We start from the raw sequence: 16,253 nt of genomic DNA, 5'->3' as shown, positions 1-16,253 counted from the left end.
GATGAGCGGCTTTCCGATCCCCGTTTCGGTGCTGACCGGCTTCCTCGGTGCCGGCAAGACGACGTTGCTCAACCGGCTGCTGAAGGATCCGGCGCTGGCCGACACGGCGGTCATCATCAACGAATATGGCGAGGTGGCGATCGACCATTTGCTGGTCGAACAGGCCTCCGACGGCATCATCCAGCTCTCGGACGGCTGCCTGTGCTGCACCGTGCGCGGCGAACTGGTCGACACGCTGGCCGACCTCGTCGACCGGCTGCAGACCGGCCGCATCGCCCGGCTTGCCCGTGTCATCGTCGAGACCACGGGCCTTGCCGACCCGGCGCCGGTGCTGCAGTCGATCATGGCGCATCCCGCACTCGTCCAGGCTTTTCGGCTCGACGGCGTCATCACGCTGGTCGACGCGGTCAATGGCAATGCCACGCTCGATGCCCATGTCGAGGCGGTCAAGCAGGTCGCCGTCGCCGACCGCATCGTGCTGAGCAAGGCCGACCTGGTGACCGATGCCGGCGACCTCGACGCGCTGCGGGCGCGCCTGCGGCAGGTCAATCCAGGTGCCGAACTGCTTGATGCCGGCAATCCAACAACAGGCGTGGCGGCGCTGTTCGACTGCGGCCTATCCAATCCCGCCACCAAATCCGCCGACGTTCGGCGCTGGCTCGGCGAGGAGGCGGCGCATGATCATGCCCACGACCATCACCATGGGCATAACCATGACCACGATCACAGTCACGATCATGGCCATCGCCACGATCAGCGCGTGCGCTCCTATTCGCTGGTCCATGACGGTCCGGTGCCGTTTTCGGCCATCGAGATGTTCCTCGACCTGCTGCGTTCGACGCATGGCGACAAGCTGCTGCGCATGAAGGGCGTGATCGAGCTCAGGGAAGATCCGTCACGGCCGCTGGTCATCCACGGCGTGCAGAAGGTCCTGCATCCGCCGGCGCGGCTGCCGGCCTGGCCGGACGGCCAGCGCGGCACAAGGCTCGTGCTGATTACGCTCGATATGCCCGAGGATTATGTGCGCCGGCTGTTCGCCGCCTTCACCAACCGGCCGTCGATCGACACGCCCGACCGCGTGGCGCTGGAAAACAACCCGCTGGCGATCGCCGGAAGATAGCGTCTCAGATCGAAATTCAGACGGTCTCGCCGCGCTCGACCAGGAATCGATGGCCGCCTGACACGGCCGCTGTTTCAATCAGCTGGTGGCCGGCGTCCGAGCAAAAGGCGGGAATATCGATGACAGCCAGCGGATCGGTGGTTTCGAGCCACAGCCGGCTGCCAGGCTGCATCCCGGCCAGGCGCTTCTTTGCCTTCAGTACCGGCAAAGGGCAGTTCAGCCCTTTCAGGTCATAGATAGCGGTATCCCCGGCCAAGACCAAGCTCAGCCGCCGAACATGCCGAGCAGCTTGTTCTTCAGCTTTGCCACCGTGCCTTCGCCGGCGTCGGCGGCTTGTGTTTCGGCTGCCGGCGCGGCCTCGGTCGGGGCGGCGATGGTGGCGGTGGCGACTGGGGCTTCCTTAGCGGCCTTAGCCGCCTCCTTTTCGGCAAGTGCCTGTGCCTTGGCGGCTTCCTTGGCTTGCTTGGCGGCCTCTATGACAGCCAGCCGTTGTTCCTCGGCCTTCTGCTTGGCGGCTTTCTCGGCGTCGAGCGCAGCCATCTTGCGGCCGGCCGGCGAATCGATGCGGCCCATGCGCGCCGTCTCGGTGACCGAGCCGTCGTTGTTGAGCGACGGCGGATCGATCGGCACGCGCTCGCCGCGCGCCCGGCGCTTCGACCAGTCGGAGACGATGCTGGCTTCCTTGATGCCGGCGATGGTTGGCTTGGGCGGCGGCACGCTGGCCTTGAGCGCACCATTGTACGCCGCGTCGTAGGTGCTCTGATAGGCGTTGTAGGCGCTCTTCAGCGAATCCGGCTGCGTGGTTGCCGGGCACGGCCCGGTCGGATCGAACGTCTGGCCGTCGGCGGCGACCTGGTTGAAGACGTAGCGCTTCTCGCAGACGTCCACCTTCGGAGGCACTTTGGTGATCTCGAAATTGTCGTAGCCGACCTTCAGCATCTTCCAGAACTCGTAGTTCGGGTCGTTGCGGTAGCGCGCCATGTTGGCGGCGGTCATGCGGAACGGAAAGGCCTCGACCTGGAACTCGGTCTGCCCACCCTGGAAGGCATCGCGGCCGAAGGCATAGATCTGCTCGATCTGCGCGTCGGTCATCGAATAGCAGCCCGAGGACGAACAGGCGCCGTGCACCATCAGGTTCTGGCCAGTGCGGCCATTGGCACGGTCATAGGCGTTGGGAAAGCCGATGTTGAAGGACAGATGATAGTTTGAGCGCGGGTTCATCTGCGACGGCCGCACCGTATAGAAGCCTTCCGGCGCCTGGCGGTCGCCTTCGGTGTATTTCGGACCCAGCTTGCCCGACCATTTGCAGATGTCGTAGCTCGCCACCATGTCGTAGCGGCCGTTGGTCTTGGCCTTCCAGATCTCGAGCTTGCCCTCTTCCTTGAAGATGCGCGCCATCACCGAAGAGGTGCGGATCATGCCCTTGGCCTTCATGTCGGCAAGAATCTTGTCCGGCAGCGGCTTGTTGGCTTCCGGGGCAAAATCCTTCATCGACGAATCATTGCAGCCAGCAATGGCTATCGAGGTGACGAGGACTCCGGTGCGGGCGAGCTTGGCAAACATGGATACGGCTATATCTTTTCCCTCGGGCCAATGGCTTCGAAACGGCCGAGCCCGTATGCTGAACACCGACGGACCGTAAGCCCGTTAACCTTGAAAATTCCTTACCACAAGCTTCGACCAACCGCTGGCGGCAATTTCATTGACCCGAATGCGGCGGCATTTTTGTGGCGAAATTGCTCATTGTCGCCACATTGCTATGGGCGCGTCGCTTCCGATGGCCTTGTTCCGCCGTCAGAGGGCAATCAGAGGCTGCGGCCCATCGCCAGATATTTCTCGCGGCGCTGTTCGCGGAAGTCGGTGTTGGCGCCGGCAAATTCCTTCATCGTCTTGGCAATGAGGTCGCCGGTCGCGGCAATCACCGTTTCGGGGGCGCGTTGGGCGCCGCCCATCGGTTCGGGGATGATGGCGTCGATGATCTTCAGTTCCAGAAGATCCTGCGCGGTGATCTTCATATTGGTCGCTGCGTCCTTGGAGCGCGTGGTGTCGCGCCACAGGATCGACGCCGCACCCTCCGGCGAAATCACCGAATAGATGGCGTGTTCGAGCATGTAGACGCGGTTGGCGGTGGCGATGGCGATGGCGCCGCCCGAACCGCCTTCGCCGATGACCACCGAAATCGACGGCACCTTGAGCCCAAGACAGGCCGAGGTCGAGCGGGCAATGGCTTCGGCCTGACCGCGCTCCTCGGCGCCGACGCCGGGATAGGCGCCCGCCGTGTCGACCAGCGTCAACAGCGGAATCTTGAAGCGGTCGGCCAGCTCCATCAGCCGCACCGCCTTGCGGTAGCCTTCGGGGCGCACCGAGCCGAAATTGTGCTTCAGGCGGCTGGTCGTGTCCGAGCCCTTTTCCTGGCCGATGATCGCGACAGGCTCGCCGCGAAAGCGGGCAAACCCACCGACGATCGCCTGGTCCTCGCCGAAATTGCGGTCGCCGGCGAGCGGCGTGAAGTCGCTGAACAGGCCCTTGATGTAGTCGACGCAGTGCGGCCTGTCGGAATGGCGGGCCACCTGCACCTTCTGCCAGGGCGTCAGCGCCCTGTAGAGCTCGCGCAGCGCGTCGCGCGAGCGCTTCTCGAGCCTAGTGATCTCATCGGCGACATCGACCGCCTCGCCGTTCTCGGCAAGCTTCTTGAGCTCGAGGATCTTGAGCTCAAGATCCTGCACCGGCTTTTCGAAATCGAGGTAATTGTACATGCTTGAGCGGACCGATACGTCGGAAGGCAAGGACTGCGGAACCGTTGAAACCAAGGCTCCGGGCGGTGAAATGTCGTCCTCACATAGCGATATGAGGCCTAGTCGGCAAGCGGATGATGATCGTTGACCAGCCGCACCAGCCGCTCCTCCAGCACATGGGTGTAAATCTGTGTCGTCGATATGTCGGCATGGCCAAGCAACTGCTGCACGGCCCTGAGATCGGCGCCGTTCTGCAGGAGATGGCTGGCGAAAGCATGGCGCAGCACGTGCGGCGATATTTTCGCCGAGGCGATACCGGCGCGCGCCGCCAGCCCTTTCAGGTCGCGGGCAAAGACCTGGCGCGAGAGATAGCCGCTGTCGGATGCCGCCGGAAACAGGAACGGGCTGTCGGCGAAGGTGGGCACCCCGGCCCGGGCGGCAAGCCAGGCGCGCATCGCCGTGCGCGCCTTGGCCGACAGCGGCACCATGCGCTCCTTGTCGCCCTTACCGCGCACCATGAAGAAACGGTCGTCACGCTGCGCCACCGTCACCGGCAGGCCGACCAGCTCGGAAACGCGCAGGCCGGTGGCGTAGAGCACCTCGACCAGTGCATGCAGGCGCAGGGCGGCCAGCCGGTCGCTGTGGCCACGCCCGGCATCGCCGGCTTCGGTCGCGGCGCGGTCGATCAGACGGCCGGTGTCGGCCTCGCTCATTGTCTTGGGCAGCGGGCGGCCCTTTTTCGGGCTGTCCAGCGTGCCGGTCGGGTCGTCGGTGCGCAGGCCCTCGGCATAGAGGAATTTGAAGAACTGGCGGATCGCCGACAGTTTGCGCGCCTGCGAGGTCGGCGCGAAGCCGCGCGCGGCGATGTCGTCGAGATAGGCGCGGATATCGGCGGCACCCGCGGCGGCGAGCCCGCCCTCGATCTCGGTCGAGGCGTCTTCGAGGTCGCGGCGGTAGGAGGACAGCGTGTTCTCCGCAGCGCCGCGCTCGGCGCTCATCATTTCCAGGAAGGCCTCGATGCGGGCGGCGCTGTTCATTTCCTGCTGGTCAGTTTTCTTCGGGATTCAGTTTTTCTTGGGGTTCAGCTTTTCTGGCGGGATACGCACGCTCATCTCCGCTTTTTTCGGCTCGACGAACATCACCAGCGCGAACATCGTACCATAGGCAATGCCGGCCAGAATCGCGAGGGTCACGACAAAGCGAAACAGTGTCGGCATCAATTTTCGCCCGTCTTCTTGTTCTGCGTTTCCAAACCCTGTGCCCTTATGGGACGCCAATCCGGCCAATTCAAGGAAGAAGCGGAGGCCTGTTAGCAACTTCTGATGCAGGCATCCCCCGGCCGATATAGGCTTCTGACTGCTCGGCACGCTTGACGCAAACCGGCTTTTCATGTCGATACGCCGGCAAAGAGGGCCCAAGAAACAGCTGATGACGCACCAGGCAAATCCTCCAGGCGAGACCCATGCGGCGCTGCTTGGCCGGCTGGGCAGCCGGTCCATCGTCTTTGTCGGCCTGATGGGCGCCGGCAAGACGGCGATCGGCCGCAAGGTGGCGACCATGCTTTCGCTGCCTTTCATCGACAGCGACCAGGAGATCGAGAGCGTCTCGCGCATGACCGTTCCGGAGCTGTTCGAGCGCTATGGTGAGACCGAGTTCAGGGCGCTGGAACAGCGCGTCATCCTGCGCGTGCTGGAAAATGGCCCGCAAGTGCTGTCGACCGGCGGCGGCGCCTTCATGAATGCGCAGACGCGCGAGGCCATCGCCGCGCATGGCGTCTCGGTGTGGCTGAAGGCCGAACTCGACCTTCTGATGGAACGGGTTTCGAAGAAGCAGAACCGGCCGCTGCTGAAGAGCGCTGATCCCCGCGCCGTGCTGGAGCGGCTGATGGGCGAGCGCTACCCGGTCTATGCCACATCAGATGTCACCGTGCTGACCCGCGACGACCGCAAGGAAGTTATCGCCGCCGAGGTGCTGGCCGCACTGTGCCGGCATTTCGGCATCGATGAAATCGCTGCGACGGGCGAGGTCGAATCGTGAGCGCGGATCAGCCCGTCACCGTGGAAGTCGGGCTTGGCGACCGGGCCTACGACATATTGATCGGCTCCGGCCTGTTGTCGCGCGCGGGTGAGGAGATTTCGCGCCGGCTGCCGGGCACGCGCGCGGCTGTCGTCACCGACGAGAATGTCGCCGCCGCGCATCTCGATACGCTGAAGGCCGGACTCGAGAAGGGTGGCATCCAGCCCACCGTCATCACGATGCCGCCGGGCGAGAAGACCAAGAGCTTTGCCCATCTCGAGGAGGTGGTCGATGGCGTGCTGGCCGCCAGGCTGGAGCGCGGCGACGTCGTCATCGCGCTGGGCGGCGGCGTCATCGGCGATCTCACCGGTTTTGCCGCCGGCATTGTGCGGCGCGGCATGAATTTCGTGCAGATCCCGACCTCGCTGCTGGCACAGGTCGATTCCTCGGTCGGCGGCAAGACCGGCATCAACAGCCCGCGCGGCAAGAACCTTGTCGGCGTCTTCCTGCAGCCCAGGCTGGTGCTGGCCGACACGCAAGTGCTCGACACGTTGCCGATCCGCGAATTCCGCGCCGGCTATGCCGAGCTCGCCAAATACGGGCTGATCGACCGGCCGGAACTTTTCGCATGGCTGGAAGCGAACTGGGAAAAGGTGTTCGCTGGCGGGCCGGAGCGGGCGCAGGCGATTGCCGAAGCCTGCCGCGCCAAGGCCGATGTCGTCGCCCGCGACGAATTCGAGACCGGCGACCGGGCGCTTCTCAATCTCGGCCATACATTCGGCCACGCGCTCGAAGCCGCCACGCAGTATGACGGCGCCCGGCTCGTCCATGGCGAGGGGGTCGCCATCGGCATGGCGCTGGCGCATCGCTTCTCCTCGCGGCTCAATCTGGCCAGCCCCGACGATGCGGCGCGCGTCGAGACGCATCTGCGCGCCGTCGGCCTACCCTGGCGGATGGCCGATATTCCAGGCGATTTGCCTGATGCCGAGGCGCTGCTTGCCTTCATCACCCAGGACAAGAAGGTGTCGCGCGGCGCGCTGACCTTCATCCTGACGCGCGGCATCGGCCAGGCTTTCATTGCCAAGGACGTTCCGGCTTCGGAAGTGCTGTCGTTCCTGAGGGAAAACCATCCAGCCAGCCGGAAAGCCGGCTGAGATGGACAACGGCTGGGTCATCGTCGCCGTCCTTGCCATCCTCATCCTGCTGGTCGTTGCCGTGCGCACGCGCCTTCTCGCCATGTTCGGCTACGAGTTGTCGCGCATCGAGCCGCAGCGCTCGAGCCAGGACGAGTTGCGCGGCGCGGTCGACGATTTCCGCCGCGACGGCCAGGTGGTGCGCGAGGATCGCGACCGCATTGGTGGCCTGTTCGACCTCGAAGAGCTCGAAGTCTCCGACATCATGGTCCACCGCACCAATATGCGCTCGGTCAATGCCGACAATGCGCCGGAAGCGGTGGTGCGCGAGATCCTGCAGAGCCCGCACACCCGCATGCCGCTGTGGAAGGGTTCGCTCGACAACATTGTCGGCGTGCTGCACGCCAAGGATCTGCTGCGCGCGCTGAACGAAGTCGGCAATGATTTTTCCAAGATCGATGTGATGAAGATCGCCTCGAAACCCTGGTTCGTGCCCGACACCACGACCTTGCAGGAACAGCTCAACGCCTTCCTGCGCCGCAAGGCGCATTTCGCCGTCGTCGTCGACGAATATGGCGAGGTCGAAGGGCTGGTGACACTGGAGGACATCATCGAGGAGATCGTCGGCGAAATCGCCGACGAGCACGATGTCGATATCCAGGGCGTCAAGCAGGAAGCCGACGGCTCCGTCGTCGTCGACGGCAATGTGCCGATCCGCGACCTGAACCGCGCGCTCGACTGGAACCTGCCGGACGAGGAAGCGACGACGATCGCCGGCCTCGTCATCCACGAGGCGCAGTCGATTCCCGATGAGAAGCAGGCCTTCACCTTCCACGGCAAGCGCTTCATCGTTATGAAGCGCGACAAGAACCGCATTGCCCGGTTGAGGATCAGGCCGGCCGGCGACGCTTAGAGCAGTTCACCGTTTCACGGAAACGGCGACCGCTCTAACTCTTTGTTTTGACGCAATTCCCAAGGGAAAGCGCTATGCGCTTTTCCCGGGAAAACCGTTTCACACTTTTCCTGGAATTGTTCTAAAGCCCTTGTTTTTGCGCCTGTCGTTTGTCCCGCCGCTGCGCACTTTTGGGCGACATGCGTCAGGCCGAGAGCCGTGAGGACCAGCGCAACCACCGAGCCTCATTCTGCGATCTGGCTCGTCGAGCGTTCGTGGATCGTCAGGCCCGTCTCAGCGTCGACAGCCGCCAAACTGACCTCATAACCCCAAAGCCTCCGGATGTGACGAAGCGTGGCGTCACGGCTGGCATCCTCGAGAAGGATGCCGTGATTCACCTTGTGCTGCAGTCGCAAATGCCGGTCGCCGAGCAGATCGACATCCACCACCTGAATGTCCGGTCGGTTCGCGCCGACATCGTAGCTGTGAGCAAGCGCGGCGCGTATCTTTTCATAGCCGCGCTCGTTGTGGATCGAGGCAACCTGAAAATGCGGTTGGTCGGCAGCGTCGCCGAGCACAAAAAACCGCCACTTCCGGATCAAGGCCGGGCTGAGGTATTGGCGGATGAAGGACTCGTCGCGGTGCTCTGCCCATGCGTCGAGCAGGACCTCGCGCCAGTTTCCGCGGCCGGCGATGTTGGGAAACCAATCCCGATCCTCGGCCGTCGGCTCGGTCGAGATGCGCTGAATGTCCTGCATCATGTCGAGGCCGAGAGCGTAGGGGTTGATGCCGGAAAAGCGTGGATCGTCGAACGCCGGCTGGAAGATCACGTTGGAATGATTGCGCAGGATTTCGAGCATGGCGCCCTCGCTGATCCGGCCGCGGTCGAACAGCATGTTCATCAACGTATAGTGCACGAAGGTGGCGCAGCCCTCGTTCATCACCTGTGTTTGCCGTTGCGGATAAAAATATTGTGCTATGACGCGAACGATCCTGATGATCTCACGCTGCCAGGGATCCAGGATCGGGCTGTTCTTTTCCAGGAAATAGAGCAGGTTTTCCTCGGGCAGGTTGAGCGATTTCTTCCACTCCGGGTCTTGGGCCTTGTCCTTGACCCTTTGCTGCGAAGGCGGCAGCGTGCGCCACAAATCGTTGTAGGAGCGCTCTTCGTATTCGAGACGCTCGCGAAGCCCTTCGCGCTGCCGTTCCGACGACAGCTTCGGTGGCCGGCGATAGCGGAACACGCCCTGTTCCATCAGCGCGTGGGTGGAATCGAGGACAGCCTCGACGGTAGCGAGACCGTGCCGCTCCTCGCAACGAGCAATGTAGCTCTTGGCGAAGTCCAGGTAGCTGAGGATCGCCCCAGCGTCCGTCCACTGCTTGAACAAATGATTGTTCTTGAAGAAATGGTTATGCCCGAGCGCGGCATGGGCCGTCACCAAGGCCTGCAGGGCCATGGTGTTTTCCTCCATCAGATAGACGATGCAGGGATTGGAATTGATGACCAGTTCATAGGCAAGCCCGCGCCCGCCTTTGCGATAGAGCAGGTCCTGGTAGAGGAAGTGTTTGCCGAAAGACCAGTGGTGGTACATCAGTGGCATACCGACTGACGAGTAAGCGTCGAGCATCTGTTGGGAGGAGATGATCTCCATCTGCACGGGATAGGTATCGAGATGAAGCTCTTCGACCGCGATTGCCTCTATCGCGTCATAGGTCCGCGACAATTTCGTAAAATCCCAGTCGGATCCGGAAAAAAGCAGATCGGATTTACCGGCTTGTCTGGCCATCGGCCCCTCTCACGCTCTCTTAAGGACAGCAGGCTGTTTGCCGAAGAGCTGGCGAAAGACCGGGTAGATATCGGCGGGCGTGGCGATGCGGCTCATCTGGAAGTTCGACCATTTCAGGTCGATCGCGCTATAGGCACGCCATAGCGATGTCCCGTTTTCGGTCGTGCCGAAGATATGGGCTTCGCGCTTGTCGATGATCTCGACGTAGGCAAAATACTGGCACAGCCGCATGAGCTTCCCGTCGAGCAGGGCTATGCAGCGCTCGGAATCGGTGACGGAATTGTCTCCGTCAGAGGCCTGGGCGGCATAGATGTTCCACTCGCTGGGCGGATATCGCTGCCTGATGATGCGATGCATTTCCTCGAGCGCGGTGGAAACGATGGTACCGCCGCTTTGCGTGCAATTGAAGAACGTCTCCTCGTCAACCTCCTGCGCCTCGTGGGTATGGCGGATGAAGACGATCTCGATGCGGTCATAGCGCCGTTTCAAGAACAGGTGCAGCAGCACGAAGAAGCGCTTGGCCAGATCCTTTTCGCGCTCGCCCATGGACCCGGACACATCCATCAGACAGAACATGACGGCATTGGCGTTCGGCACAGGCTGGGGATCGAAGCGGTTGAATCGGATGTCGACAGGATCGACAAAGGCAATTCGCCTGCGCCGCCGCTCCAACCGGTCAAGCTCCTGCCGCAATGCCGCAATGCGCTGGTGCGCCGCTGCGCTGGATGGCACCAACTCAAGCATGGCGATTTCCTCGAGGATTGCGTCCAACTCCTCCTGCTTAGGGCGCCTCAGCGCGATGCGCCGGCCGTGGCTGTTACGCATCGTGCGCCCAACATTGATGTTGGTCGGTGAACCGGTGGCGGCGAAGCCAGCCCGGCGCGGCTTGAAGGCAAGGATTTCCTTGAGGTTGAGCTTGACCATATCCGGGAGTTCGAGATCCTCGAAAAAAAGATCGAGCACCTCTTCGCGTGACAGCACGAAACGAAAGTCGTCTTCAGACGCCGTGTTTCCCGGGGACGACGCCCCGGCGCCGACGCCCTGGCCGGGCTTGGGGATCAGGTCTCCAGGGGAGAAATGCCTATTGCCCGGCAGGATGTGCTGGCGCCTGCCGCCATTCCTGGCGTTGTTGAAGGCCGGCTCGCCCGTGCCTCTTTCGGGCATGGGCACGGCGTGCTCGGCATCCACGTCTGCGATCCTGCCGATGCGGATCTGATCGCGAATGCTCCGCTTGAGCTCTTCCCGCGCGCGCCTAACGAAGCGCTGGCGATTGCCCAGGCTTTTGTCCTTCGGATTCAGGCGACGGTCGATAAAGATAGGCATGGAACCATTCGGGCTTTCTCAACCCGCCTTGTTCACGCGCATGTACCAGTCGACAAGCCGGCGCACCTGCCGCTCGGTGTAGCCGCGTTCCACCATGCGCTGCACGAATTCATTGTGCCGCTTTTCCGTGACGCTGTCCTGCTTGGAGCCGAAACTGATCACCGGCAAGAGGTCTTCGACCTGGCCGAACATGCGCTTCTCGATGACCTCGCGAAGTTTCTCATAACCTGTCCACGATGGGTTGCGGCCGTGGTTTCGCGCCCGGGCACGCAGCGTGAATTTGACCACTTCATTGCGGAAGTCCTTGGGATTGGCGATGCCGGCTGGTTTCTCGACCTGCGACAATTCCTTGTCCAATACCTCGCGATTGAGAATCTGGCCCGTATCGGGATCCTTGTAGTCCTGATCCTCAATCCAGGCATCGGCATAGGCGATGTAACGGTCGAAGAGGTTCTGGCCATACTCGCTGTATGATTCCAGATAGGCCTTCTGGATTTCGTGGCCGATGAACTCGGCATAGCGCGTTGCCAGTTCCGACTTGATGAAGTCGAGATAGGCAGCTTCCGTTTCCTTTGGAAACTGCTCGCGCTTGATCGCCTGCTCCAGGATGTAGATCAGATGCACGGGATCGGCAGCCACCTCCTTGGTGTCGTAGTTGAATGTCTGCGACAGGATCTTGAAGGCGAAGCGTGTACTGACGCCGGTCATGCCTTCGTCGACGCCGGCGGTATCGCGATATTCCTGGACCGACTTCGCCTTGGGATCGACCTCCTTGAGGTTCTCGCCGTCATAGGCGCGCATCTTGGTGTAGAGCGGCGAATTGTCGTGCTCGGCAAGGCGGGTCGAGACCGTGAATCGGCTGAGAATGTCCAGCACTTCGGGTGCGCAGGGGCTGGTGGCCAAGTCGCTCTCGCGCAGCAGCTTTTCATAGATCTGCCTCTCTTCGGTGATCCGCAGGCAATACGGCACCTTGACCACGAGGATGCGGTCGAGAAAGGCCTCGTTGTTCCTGTTGTTCTTGAACTGTTGCCATTCCGATTCGTTGGAATGGGCAATGATGATGCCCTGATAGGGAAAGGCGCCGAAATTCTCGGTGCCGTTGTAGCTGCCTTCCTGGGTCGCCGTCAGCAACGGATGCAGGACCTTGATAGGCGCCTTGAACATCTCGACGAATTCGAGCAGGCCTTGCGTGGTCCGGTTCAGTCCGCCGCTGTAGGAATAGGCGTCCGGATCGGACTGGCTGAAATTTTCCAGTTGTCTGATGTCGACCTTGCCAACCAGGGCCGAGACATCCTGATTGTTCTCGTCGCCGGGCTCTGTCTTGGCAATGCCGATCTGGCGCAGCCGCGAAGGCATCAACTTGACCACGCTGAATTTGGAAATGTCGCCGGACAGTTCGTCGAGCCGCTTGGCCGCCCATGGTGAGATGAGCCCGTTCAGCCGGCGTCGGGCTATGCCGTATTTATCCTCCAGCAGGTCGCCCATGCGATCGGGATGGAAAAGGCCAAGTGGCGATTCGAAAACCGGGCTGATCTGGTTACCGACCTTCAGCGTGTAGATCGGGCGCAGCTCCATCAATTTCTTCAGCCGTTCGGCCAGAGAGGATTTACCGCCGCCGACAGGGCCAAGGAGGTAGAGGATCTGCTTGCGCTCCTCGAGTCCCTGGGACGCATAGCGGAAATACCCGGCGATGCGCTCGATCGTTTCCTCCATTCCGTAGAAGTCGGAGAAGGAGGGATAGATCTTAACGGTGCGGTTCGAGAAAATGCGGCCGAGCCGTTCATCCTTGCTGGTGTCGACCAGGTTCGGCTCGCCGATTGCCTCGACCATCCGTTCAGGCGCCGAGGCATACATTGATTTGTCCTCTCGGCAAGCAAGGAGATACTGCTGGAGGCTGATTTCTTCCTGGGCCGCGTTCGCATAAATCTCCGAAAACAGATCGAAGACGTCGGACTGATTCTCACGCATGATACTTGCCCTCAGAGCCGTTCTGGCTGCCGGCTGGCTCATCATATATTCAACTGCCGCAACGCATTGGGGTTCCCTTCACATGAAGGAGAGCGTGCGCATCTGTCGTTGAGACCTGGGACACTACCCATGTCACTGAAATTCCTGTCCAAATACTTAAGTGGTGATGGCCAGATGAGGCCGTCAAGGGGTAGATATTGATTTCGTGAACTGAACGACAAGGGCAGTGCATTAATGCGGTCTGAAGCGGCGTGGCGACCCGATGCGAGTTCAACGAAGCCCGGTCGATCCAGCCTCCTCCATAGCGGATGAGTCCCCAAAGCTTGAGGTCCGCATCGATGGTCGATCGCCGAGCCAGACCGCTAAGCATTACCAATCCTTAACTGGACGCTCGCGGTGCCTGCGGGCACTGTTGGCTACACGGTCGGGAGACCACGATGATCGATCGACGAAGCCTCATTCTGGCCTCCGTGGCGGCGGTGCTGCCATTGGGAGCATCGGCCGCGTGGCGCCCGCGCCAACACGCGCAAAAAACCTTCGACTACGGTCCGGCCAAGCTCGATGTCTACGCGCCCGACGGCGCGAAAAACCTGCCTGTCGTCTTCTTCGTCCATGGCGGAGCCTGGGAGTTTGGCAAACGCAGCCAGGTCGGTGCCAAGCCGGCTTTCCTGCTCGCCAACGGCTTCTGCTTCGTCTCGATCGACTATCGCATGCTGCCGCAGGCCGATGTCGCGACCCAGGCCGGCGACGTCGAGAGGGCCTATGCCTATGTCAGGGCCAACATCGCCGCGCATGGCGGCGACCCCAAGCGCATTGTCGGCATGGGCCATTCTGCCGGTTGCCACCTGATCGCCCTGACCGGCATGCGTGGCGGATTGCCCGGCGTCGCCGGCCTGCTTCTTGACGATACCAGGGCCTATGATCTTGCGGCACTTGAGAAAAATGGCGGCATGGTGCGGGCCTATGCAAGGGTCTTTTCCGATCCCGCGCAATGGGCGGCACTTTCGCCGGCCAGCTATGTCGATGGCCGCAAGCATCCGCCGACCTTCATCGCCTATTCGGGGGCGTCAGGCCGTGGCGAGGATTCGAAAGCCTTTGCCGAGCGCCTGCGCGCCACCGGGACCAAAGTCACTCTGTTTGATGGTAGCGCCTATACGCACATGTCGATCAACCGCGATTTCGGCGAAGATGGTGATGCGCTGACCGCTGCCGCCCTGACATTCTTGAAATCGACGGTCGGCTGATTCCCAGCGACTTCCGCTCGCCCATCGCTGTAACTGGATCATGCCAAAAGCGGCGGCGGGATATTGCCGTGCGGATGTCCATAGGTGCAATTGCTCCTCGTGATTGGGAGAAAAATTGCATGAATGGCGCCGATGTCCTGTGCGACGTGCTGCTGGCCAATGATGTGACGGTCTGTTTCGCCAATCCCGGCACGTCCGAAATGCATTTCGTCGCCGCCCTCGACCGCAAGCCTGAGATGCGTTGCGTGCTCGGCCTGTTCGAGGGCGTGGTGACCGGTGCCGCCGACGGCTATGCGCGTATGACCGACCGTCCGGCCGCGACGCTGCTGCATACCGGTCCGGGCCTGGCCAATGGGCTGGCCAATATGCACAATGCCCGGCGTGCGTTCAGCCCGATGATCAACATTGTCGGCGACCATGCCTCCTACCACCTGCCGCTCGATGCGCCGCTCACCAGCGACATCGAAGGCCTGGCGGCGCCAATGTCCAACTGGGTTCGCCGTATTTCGGGGCCAGAAGATGTCCAGCCGGCCACGGAAGCGGCGTTTCGCGCCTCGCTGACGCCGCCGGGTGTCACGACACTGATCCTGCCGGCGGATGCCGCCTGGGGCGGCGCTGCCCCAGCGTCGCCGGGCAAGGTCGTGGTTTCACCGCCGCCGACCGTCGACATGGACGCCGTGCGCGAGGTCGCCGCGGCGATCCGTGTGGCTCCGGGCCGTGTCGGCATGATCGTTCGGGGGCGAGCCGCGCGGGCCGATGCTCTCGAGATCGCCGGCCAGATCTCGACGACCTGCGATGTCCACCTGTTCAGCGAGGTCCTGATCGCCCGCATGCAACGCGGGCGCGGGCGTGTCGCGCCGACACGCATTCCCTATCCGATCGATGCGGCGACGGAGCTGCTGAGCGACATCGACGTGCTGGTGCTGGTCGGCGGCAAGGAGCCGGTCGCCTTTTTTGCCTATCCGGGAAAACCGGGACGGCTTGTGCGCGACGACTGCCAGGTGCTGACGCTGGCCGCTCATGGTCAGGACTTGCATGCGGCGCTGGAAGCGCTTCGCGATGAGCTCGGCGTCAAGCCGTCGCAGCAGACAGTCGCGACCGCTTTCCCGGACGAGGCGGCGCCGAGCGGCAAGCTCACCGACGACGCCATCGCGCTGTCGGTGGCGCGCAAGCTGCCGGACAATGCGATCGTCTGCGACGAGGCGGTCACCTCGGCGCGGCGTTTCTTCGCGCTGTCGGCCTTTGCCGCGCCGCACGACTATATGATGGGCACGGGCGGATCGATCGGCGGCGGCATTCCGATGGCGACCGGGGCGGCGATCGCCTGTCCCGACCGCAAAGTGATCAATCTGGAGGCCGACGGCAGCGGCATGTATACCGTGCAGGGTCTGTGGACGCAGGCGCGGGAAAATCTTGACGTGGTGACGATCGTCTTCTCCAACCGCACTTACGCGATCCTGCATGGCGAGATGAAGAATGTCGGCGTCAATGCGATCGGTGAGAATGCCAGGCGCATACTCGACCTCGACCATCCCGCGCTGGACTGGGTGTCGCTGGCCAAGGGCATGGGCGTGGAGGCGGCTCGTGCCGAGACATGCGAGCAGTTCGACGCGCTGCTGGACAGCGCTTTGTCGCGGCGAGGGCCGTTCTTGATCGAAGCGGTGATCTGAAGGGGCCGCGAAAGGCTGGGGCGGACCGGCCTACCAGCGCGTCTTCTCACCGGGAGCGGCCGGTTCGATCGCCAGAGCGTGCACGCCGGCCTTCAATTCGTCGGCCAACAGTTCGTTGACGGCGCGGTGGCGGTCGATGCGGCTCATGCCGGCAAAGGTGGCTGAGACGACGCGAACGCGAAAATGCGTCTCGCCGGTGCCGTCATAGGCGCCGTGATGGTCCGAGCCGTGATGGTGGTGGCCGGCGTGGAGATGGCTTTCGTTGATGATGACCAGCCGCTCCGGCGAAAATGCCTTGTTGAGCTTGTCTTCCATGGTCGCCTGTATGGACATTGCCGTCTCCGTTCACCACATATGGCTGGCGC

The 16,253-nt window shown here is 62.4% G+C and carries 15 protein-coding genes; 6 read left to right on the top strand and 9 right to left on the bottom strand.

Going from position 1 to position 16,253, the window contains the following annotated elements:
- The first annotated feature begins 1 nt into the window (after position 1).
- On the top strand, positions 2-1,120 hold the full coding sequence (locus CKW40_RS33545; protein WP_179298212.1) for a CobW family GTP-binding protein: 1,119 nt from the start codon (positions 2-4) through the stop codon (positions 1,118-1,120).
- 16 nt (positions 1,121-1,136) lie between these two features.
- On the opposite strand, the gene CKW40_RS33540 is transcribed toward CKW40_RS33545, so the two are convergent.
- The 5 genes from CKW40_RS33540 to CKW40_RS33520 form a co-directional block, all read right to left on the bottom strand.
- Positions 1,137-1,376: a sulfurtransferase TusA family protein gene (locus CKW40_RS33540; RefSeq protein WP_179298211.1), complete on the bottom strand. Its 240-nt coding sequence runs from the start codon at positions 1,374-1,376 to the stop codon at positions 1,137-1,139.
- Positions 1,377-1,384: 8 nt separating this feature from the next.
- Positions 1,385-2,683 carry a L,D-transpeptidase family protein gene (locus tag CKW40_RS33535; RefSeq protein ID WP_095204018.1) on the bottom strand — a complete coding sequence of 433 codons (1,299 nt, stop codon included), beginning with the start codon at positions 2,681-2,683 and terminating at the stop codon, positions 1,385-1,387.
- A 242-nt stretch (positions 2,684-2,925) separates the two neighbouring features.
- Positions 2,926-3,876, bottom strand: a complete 951-nt coding sequence (locus CKW40_RS33530; protein ID WP_095204017.1) for an acetyl-CoA carboxylase carboxyltransferase subunit alpha — start codon at positions 3,874-3,876, stop codon at positions 2,926-2,928.
- A gap of 98 nt (positions 3,877-3,974) precedes the next feature.
- Complete coding sequence (locus CKW40_RS33525) at positions 3,975-4,892, bottom strand: site-specific tyrosine recombinase XerD (protein WP_095204016.1); 918 nt, start codon at positions 4,890-4,892, stop codon at positions 3,975-3,977.
- 27 nt (positions 4,893-4,919) lie between these two features.
- A complete protein-coding gene (locus CKW40_RS33520) occupies positions 4,920-5,072 on the bottom strand; it encodes a hypothetical protein (RefSeq protein WP_015315495.1) in 153 nt (50 codons plus the stop codon).
- A gap of 211 nt (positions 5,073-5,283) precedes the next feature.
- On the opposite strand from CKW40_RS33520, the gene CKW40_RS33515 reads away from it, so the two are divergent.
- From CKW40_RS33515 to CKW40_RS33505, 3 genes are read left to right on the top strand one after another with little or no spacing between them, the layout of a single operon-like run.
- Positions 5,284-5,892 (top strand): shikimate kinase, encoded by a 609-nt coding sequence (locus CKW40_RS33515; RefSeq protein WP_095204039.1) that lies wholly within the window; start codon positions 5,284-5,286, stop codon positions 5,890-5,892.
- Positions 5,889-7,025, top strand: a complete 1,137-nt coding sequence (aroB, locus tag CKW40_RS33510; RefSeq protein WP_095204015.1) for a 3-dehydroquinate synthase — start codon at positions 5,889-5,891, stop codon at positions 7,023-7,025. The genes CKW40_RS33515 and aroB overlap by 4 nt, the downstream gene beginning before the upstream one ends.
- A 1-nt stretch (position 7,026) precedes the next feature.
- Positions 7,027-7,917, top strand: a complete 891-nt coding sequence (locus tag CKW40_RS33505) for an HlyC/CorC family transporter (RefSeq protein WP_095204014.1) — start codon at positions 7,027-7,029, stop codon at positions 7,915-7,917.
- A gap of 224 nt (positions 7,918-8,141) precedes the next feature.
- Here CKW40_RS33505 and CKW40_RS33500 read toward each other — a convergent pair whose 3' ends face one another.
- The 3 genes from CKW40_RS33500 to CKW40_RS33490 are packed head-to-tail and all read right to left on the bottom strand — an operon-like array spanning position 8,142 to position 12,974.
- Positions 8,142-9,683, bottom strand: a complete 1,542-nt coding sequence (locus CKW40_RS33500) for a SpoVR family protein (protein WP_095204013.1) — start codon at positions 9,681-9,683, stop codon at positions 8,142-8,144.
- Between the two features lie 9 nt (positions 9,684-9,692).
- Positions 9,693-11,006: a YeaH/YhbH family protein gene (locus tag CKW40_RS33495; protein ID WP_095204012.1), complete on the bottom strand. Its 1,314-nt coding sequence runs from the start codon at positions 11,004-11,006 to the stop codon at positions 9,693-9,695.
- A gap of 18 nt (positions 11,007-11,024) precedes the next feature.
- Positions 11,025-12,974, bottom strand: a complete 1,950-nt coding sequence (locus tag CKW40_RS33490; protein ID WP_095204011.1) for a PrkA family serine protein kinase — start codon at positions 12,972-12,974, stop codon at positions 11,025-11,027.
- Between the two features lie 437 nt (positions 12,975-13,411).
- Here CKW40_RS33490 and CKW40_RS33485 point away from each other — a divergent pair, with 437 nt between their 5' ends.
- Together CKW40_RS33485 and CKW40_RS33480 are read left to right on the top strand one after the other, a co-directional pair.
- Positions 13,412-14,218, top strand: a complete 807-nt coding sequence (locus CKW40_RS33485) for an alpha/beta hydrolase (protein ID WP_095204010.1) — start codon at positions 13,412-13,414, stop codon at positions 14,216-14,218.
- A gap of 119 nt (positions 14,219-14,337) precedes the next feature.
- Positions 14,338-15,888, top strand: coding sequence for an acetolactate synthase large subunit (locus CKW40_RS33480; protein WP_095204009.1), 1,551 nt, complete (start codon positions 14,338-14,340; stop codon positions 15,886-15,888).
- A 30-nt stretch (positions 15,889-15,918) separates the two neighbouring features.
- Here the strand turns inward: CKW40_RS33480 and CKW40_RS33475 are convergent, their stop codons facing one another.
- Positions 15,919-16,221, bottom strand: a complete 303-nt coding sequence (locus tag CKW40_RS33475) for a BolA family protein (RefSeq protein ID WP_095204008.1) — start codon at positions 16,219-16,221, stop codon at positions 15,919-15,921.
- Positions 16,222-16,253: the final 32 nt, after the last annotated feature.

Origin of the sequence: Mesorhizobium carmichaelinearum, from assembly GCF_900199455.1 — a bacterium.
In the GTDB taxonomy this organism is placed as follows: domain Bacteria; phylum Pseudomonadota; class Alphaproteobacteria; order Rhizobiales; family Rhizobiaceae; genus Mesorhizobium; species Mesorhizobium carmichaelinearum.
This window is presented reverse-complemented; position numbering and strand designations above follow the sequence as displayed.

Excerpts from the sequence above, each read along its gene's own strand:
- CKW40_RS33545 (WP_179298212.1), top strand. The coding sequence starts at position 2 with ATGAGCGGCTTTCCGATCCCCGTTTCGGTGCTGACCGGCTTCCTCGGT.
- CKW40_RS33535 (WP_095204018.1), bottom strand. The coding sequence starts at position 2,683 with ATGTTTGCCAAGCTCGCCCGCACCGGAGTCCTCGTCACCTCGATAGCC.
- CKW40_RS33530 (WP_095204017.1), bottom strand. The coding sequence starts at position 3,876 with ATGTACAATTACCTCGATTTCGAAAAGCCGGTGCAGGATCTTGAGCTC.
- CKW40_RS33525 (WP_095204016.1), bottom strand. The coding sequence starts at position 4,892 with ATGAACAGCGCCGCCCGCATCGAGGCCTTCCTGGAAATGATGAGCGCC.
- CKW40_RS33520 (WP_015315495.1), bottom strand. The coding sequence starts at position 5,072 with ATGCCGACACTGTTTCGCTTTGTCGTGACCCTCGCGATTCTGGCCGGC.
- CKW40_RS33515 (WP_095204039.1), top strand. The coding sequence starts at position 5,284 with ATGACGCACCAGGCAAATCCTCCAGGCGAGACCCATGCGGCGCTGCTT.
- CKW40_RS33505 (WP_095204014.1), top strand. The coding sequence starts at position 7,027 with ATGGACAACGGCTGGGTCATCGTCGCCGTCCTTGCCATCCTCATCCTG.
- CKW40_RS33500 (WP_095204013.1), bottom strand. The coding sequence starts at position 9,683 with ATGGCCAGACAAGCCGGTAAATCCGATCTGCTTTTTTCCGGATCCGAC.
- CKW40_RS33495 (WP_095204012.1), bottom strand. The coding sequence starts at position 11,006 with ATGCCTATCTTTATCGACCGTCGCCTGAATCCGAAGGACAAAAGCCTG.
- CKW40_RS33490 (WP_095204011.1), bottom strand. The coding sequence starts at position 12,974 with ATGCGTGAGAATCAGTCCGACGTCTTCGATCTGTTTTCGGAGATTTAT.
- CKW40_RS33485 (WP_095204010.1), top strand. The coding sequence starts at position 13,412 with ATGATCGATCGACGAAGCCTCATTCTGGCCTCCGTGGCGGCGGTGCTG.
- CKW40_RS33480 (WP_095204009.1), top strand. The coding sequence starts at position 14,338 with ATGAATGGCGCCGATGTCCTGTGCGACGTGCTGCTGGCCAATGATGTG.
- CKW40_RS33475 (WP_095204008.1), bottom strand. The coding sequence starts at position 16,221 with ATGTCCATACAGGCGACCATGGAAGACAAGCTCAACAAGGCATTTTCG.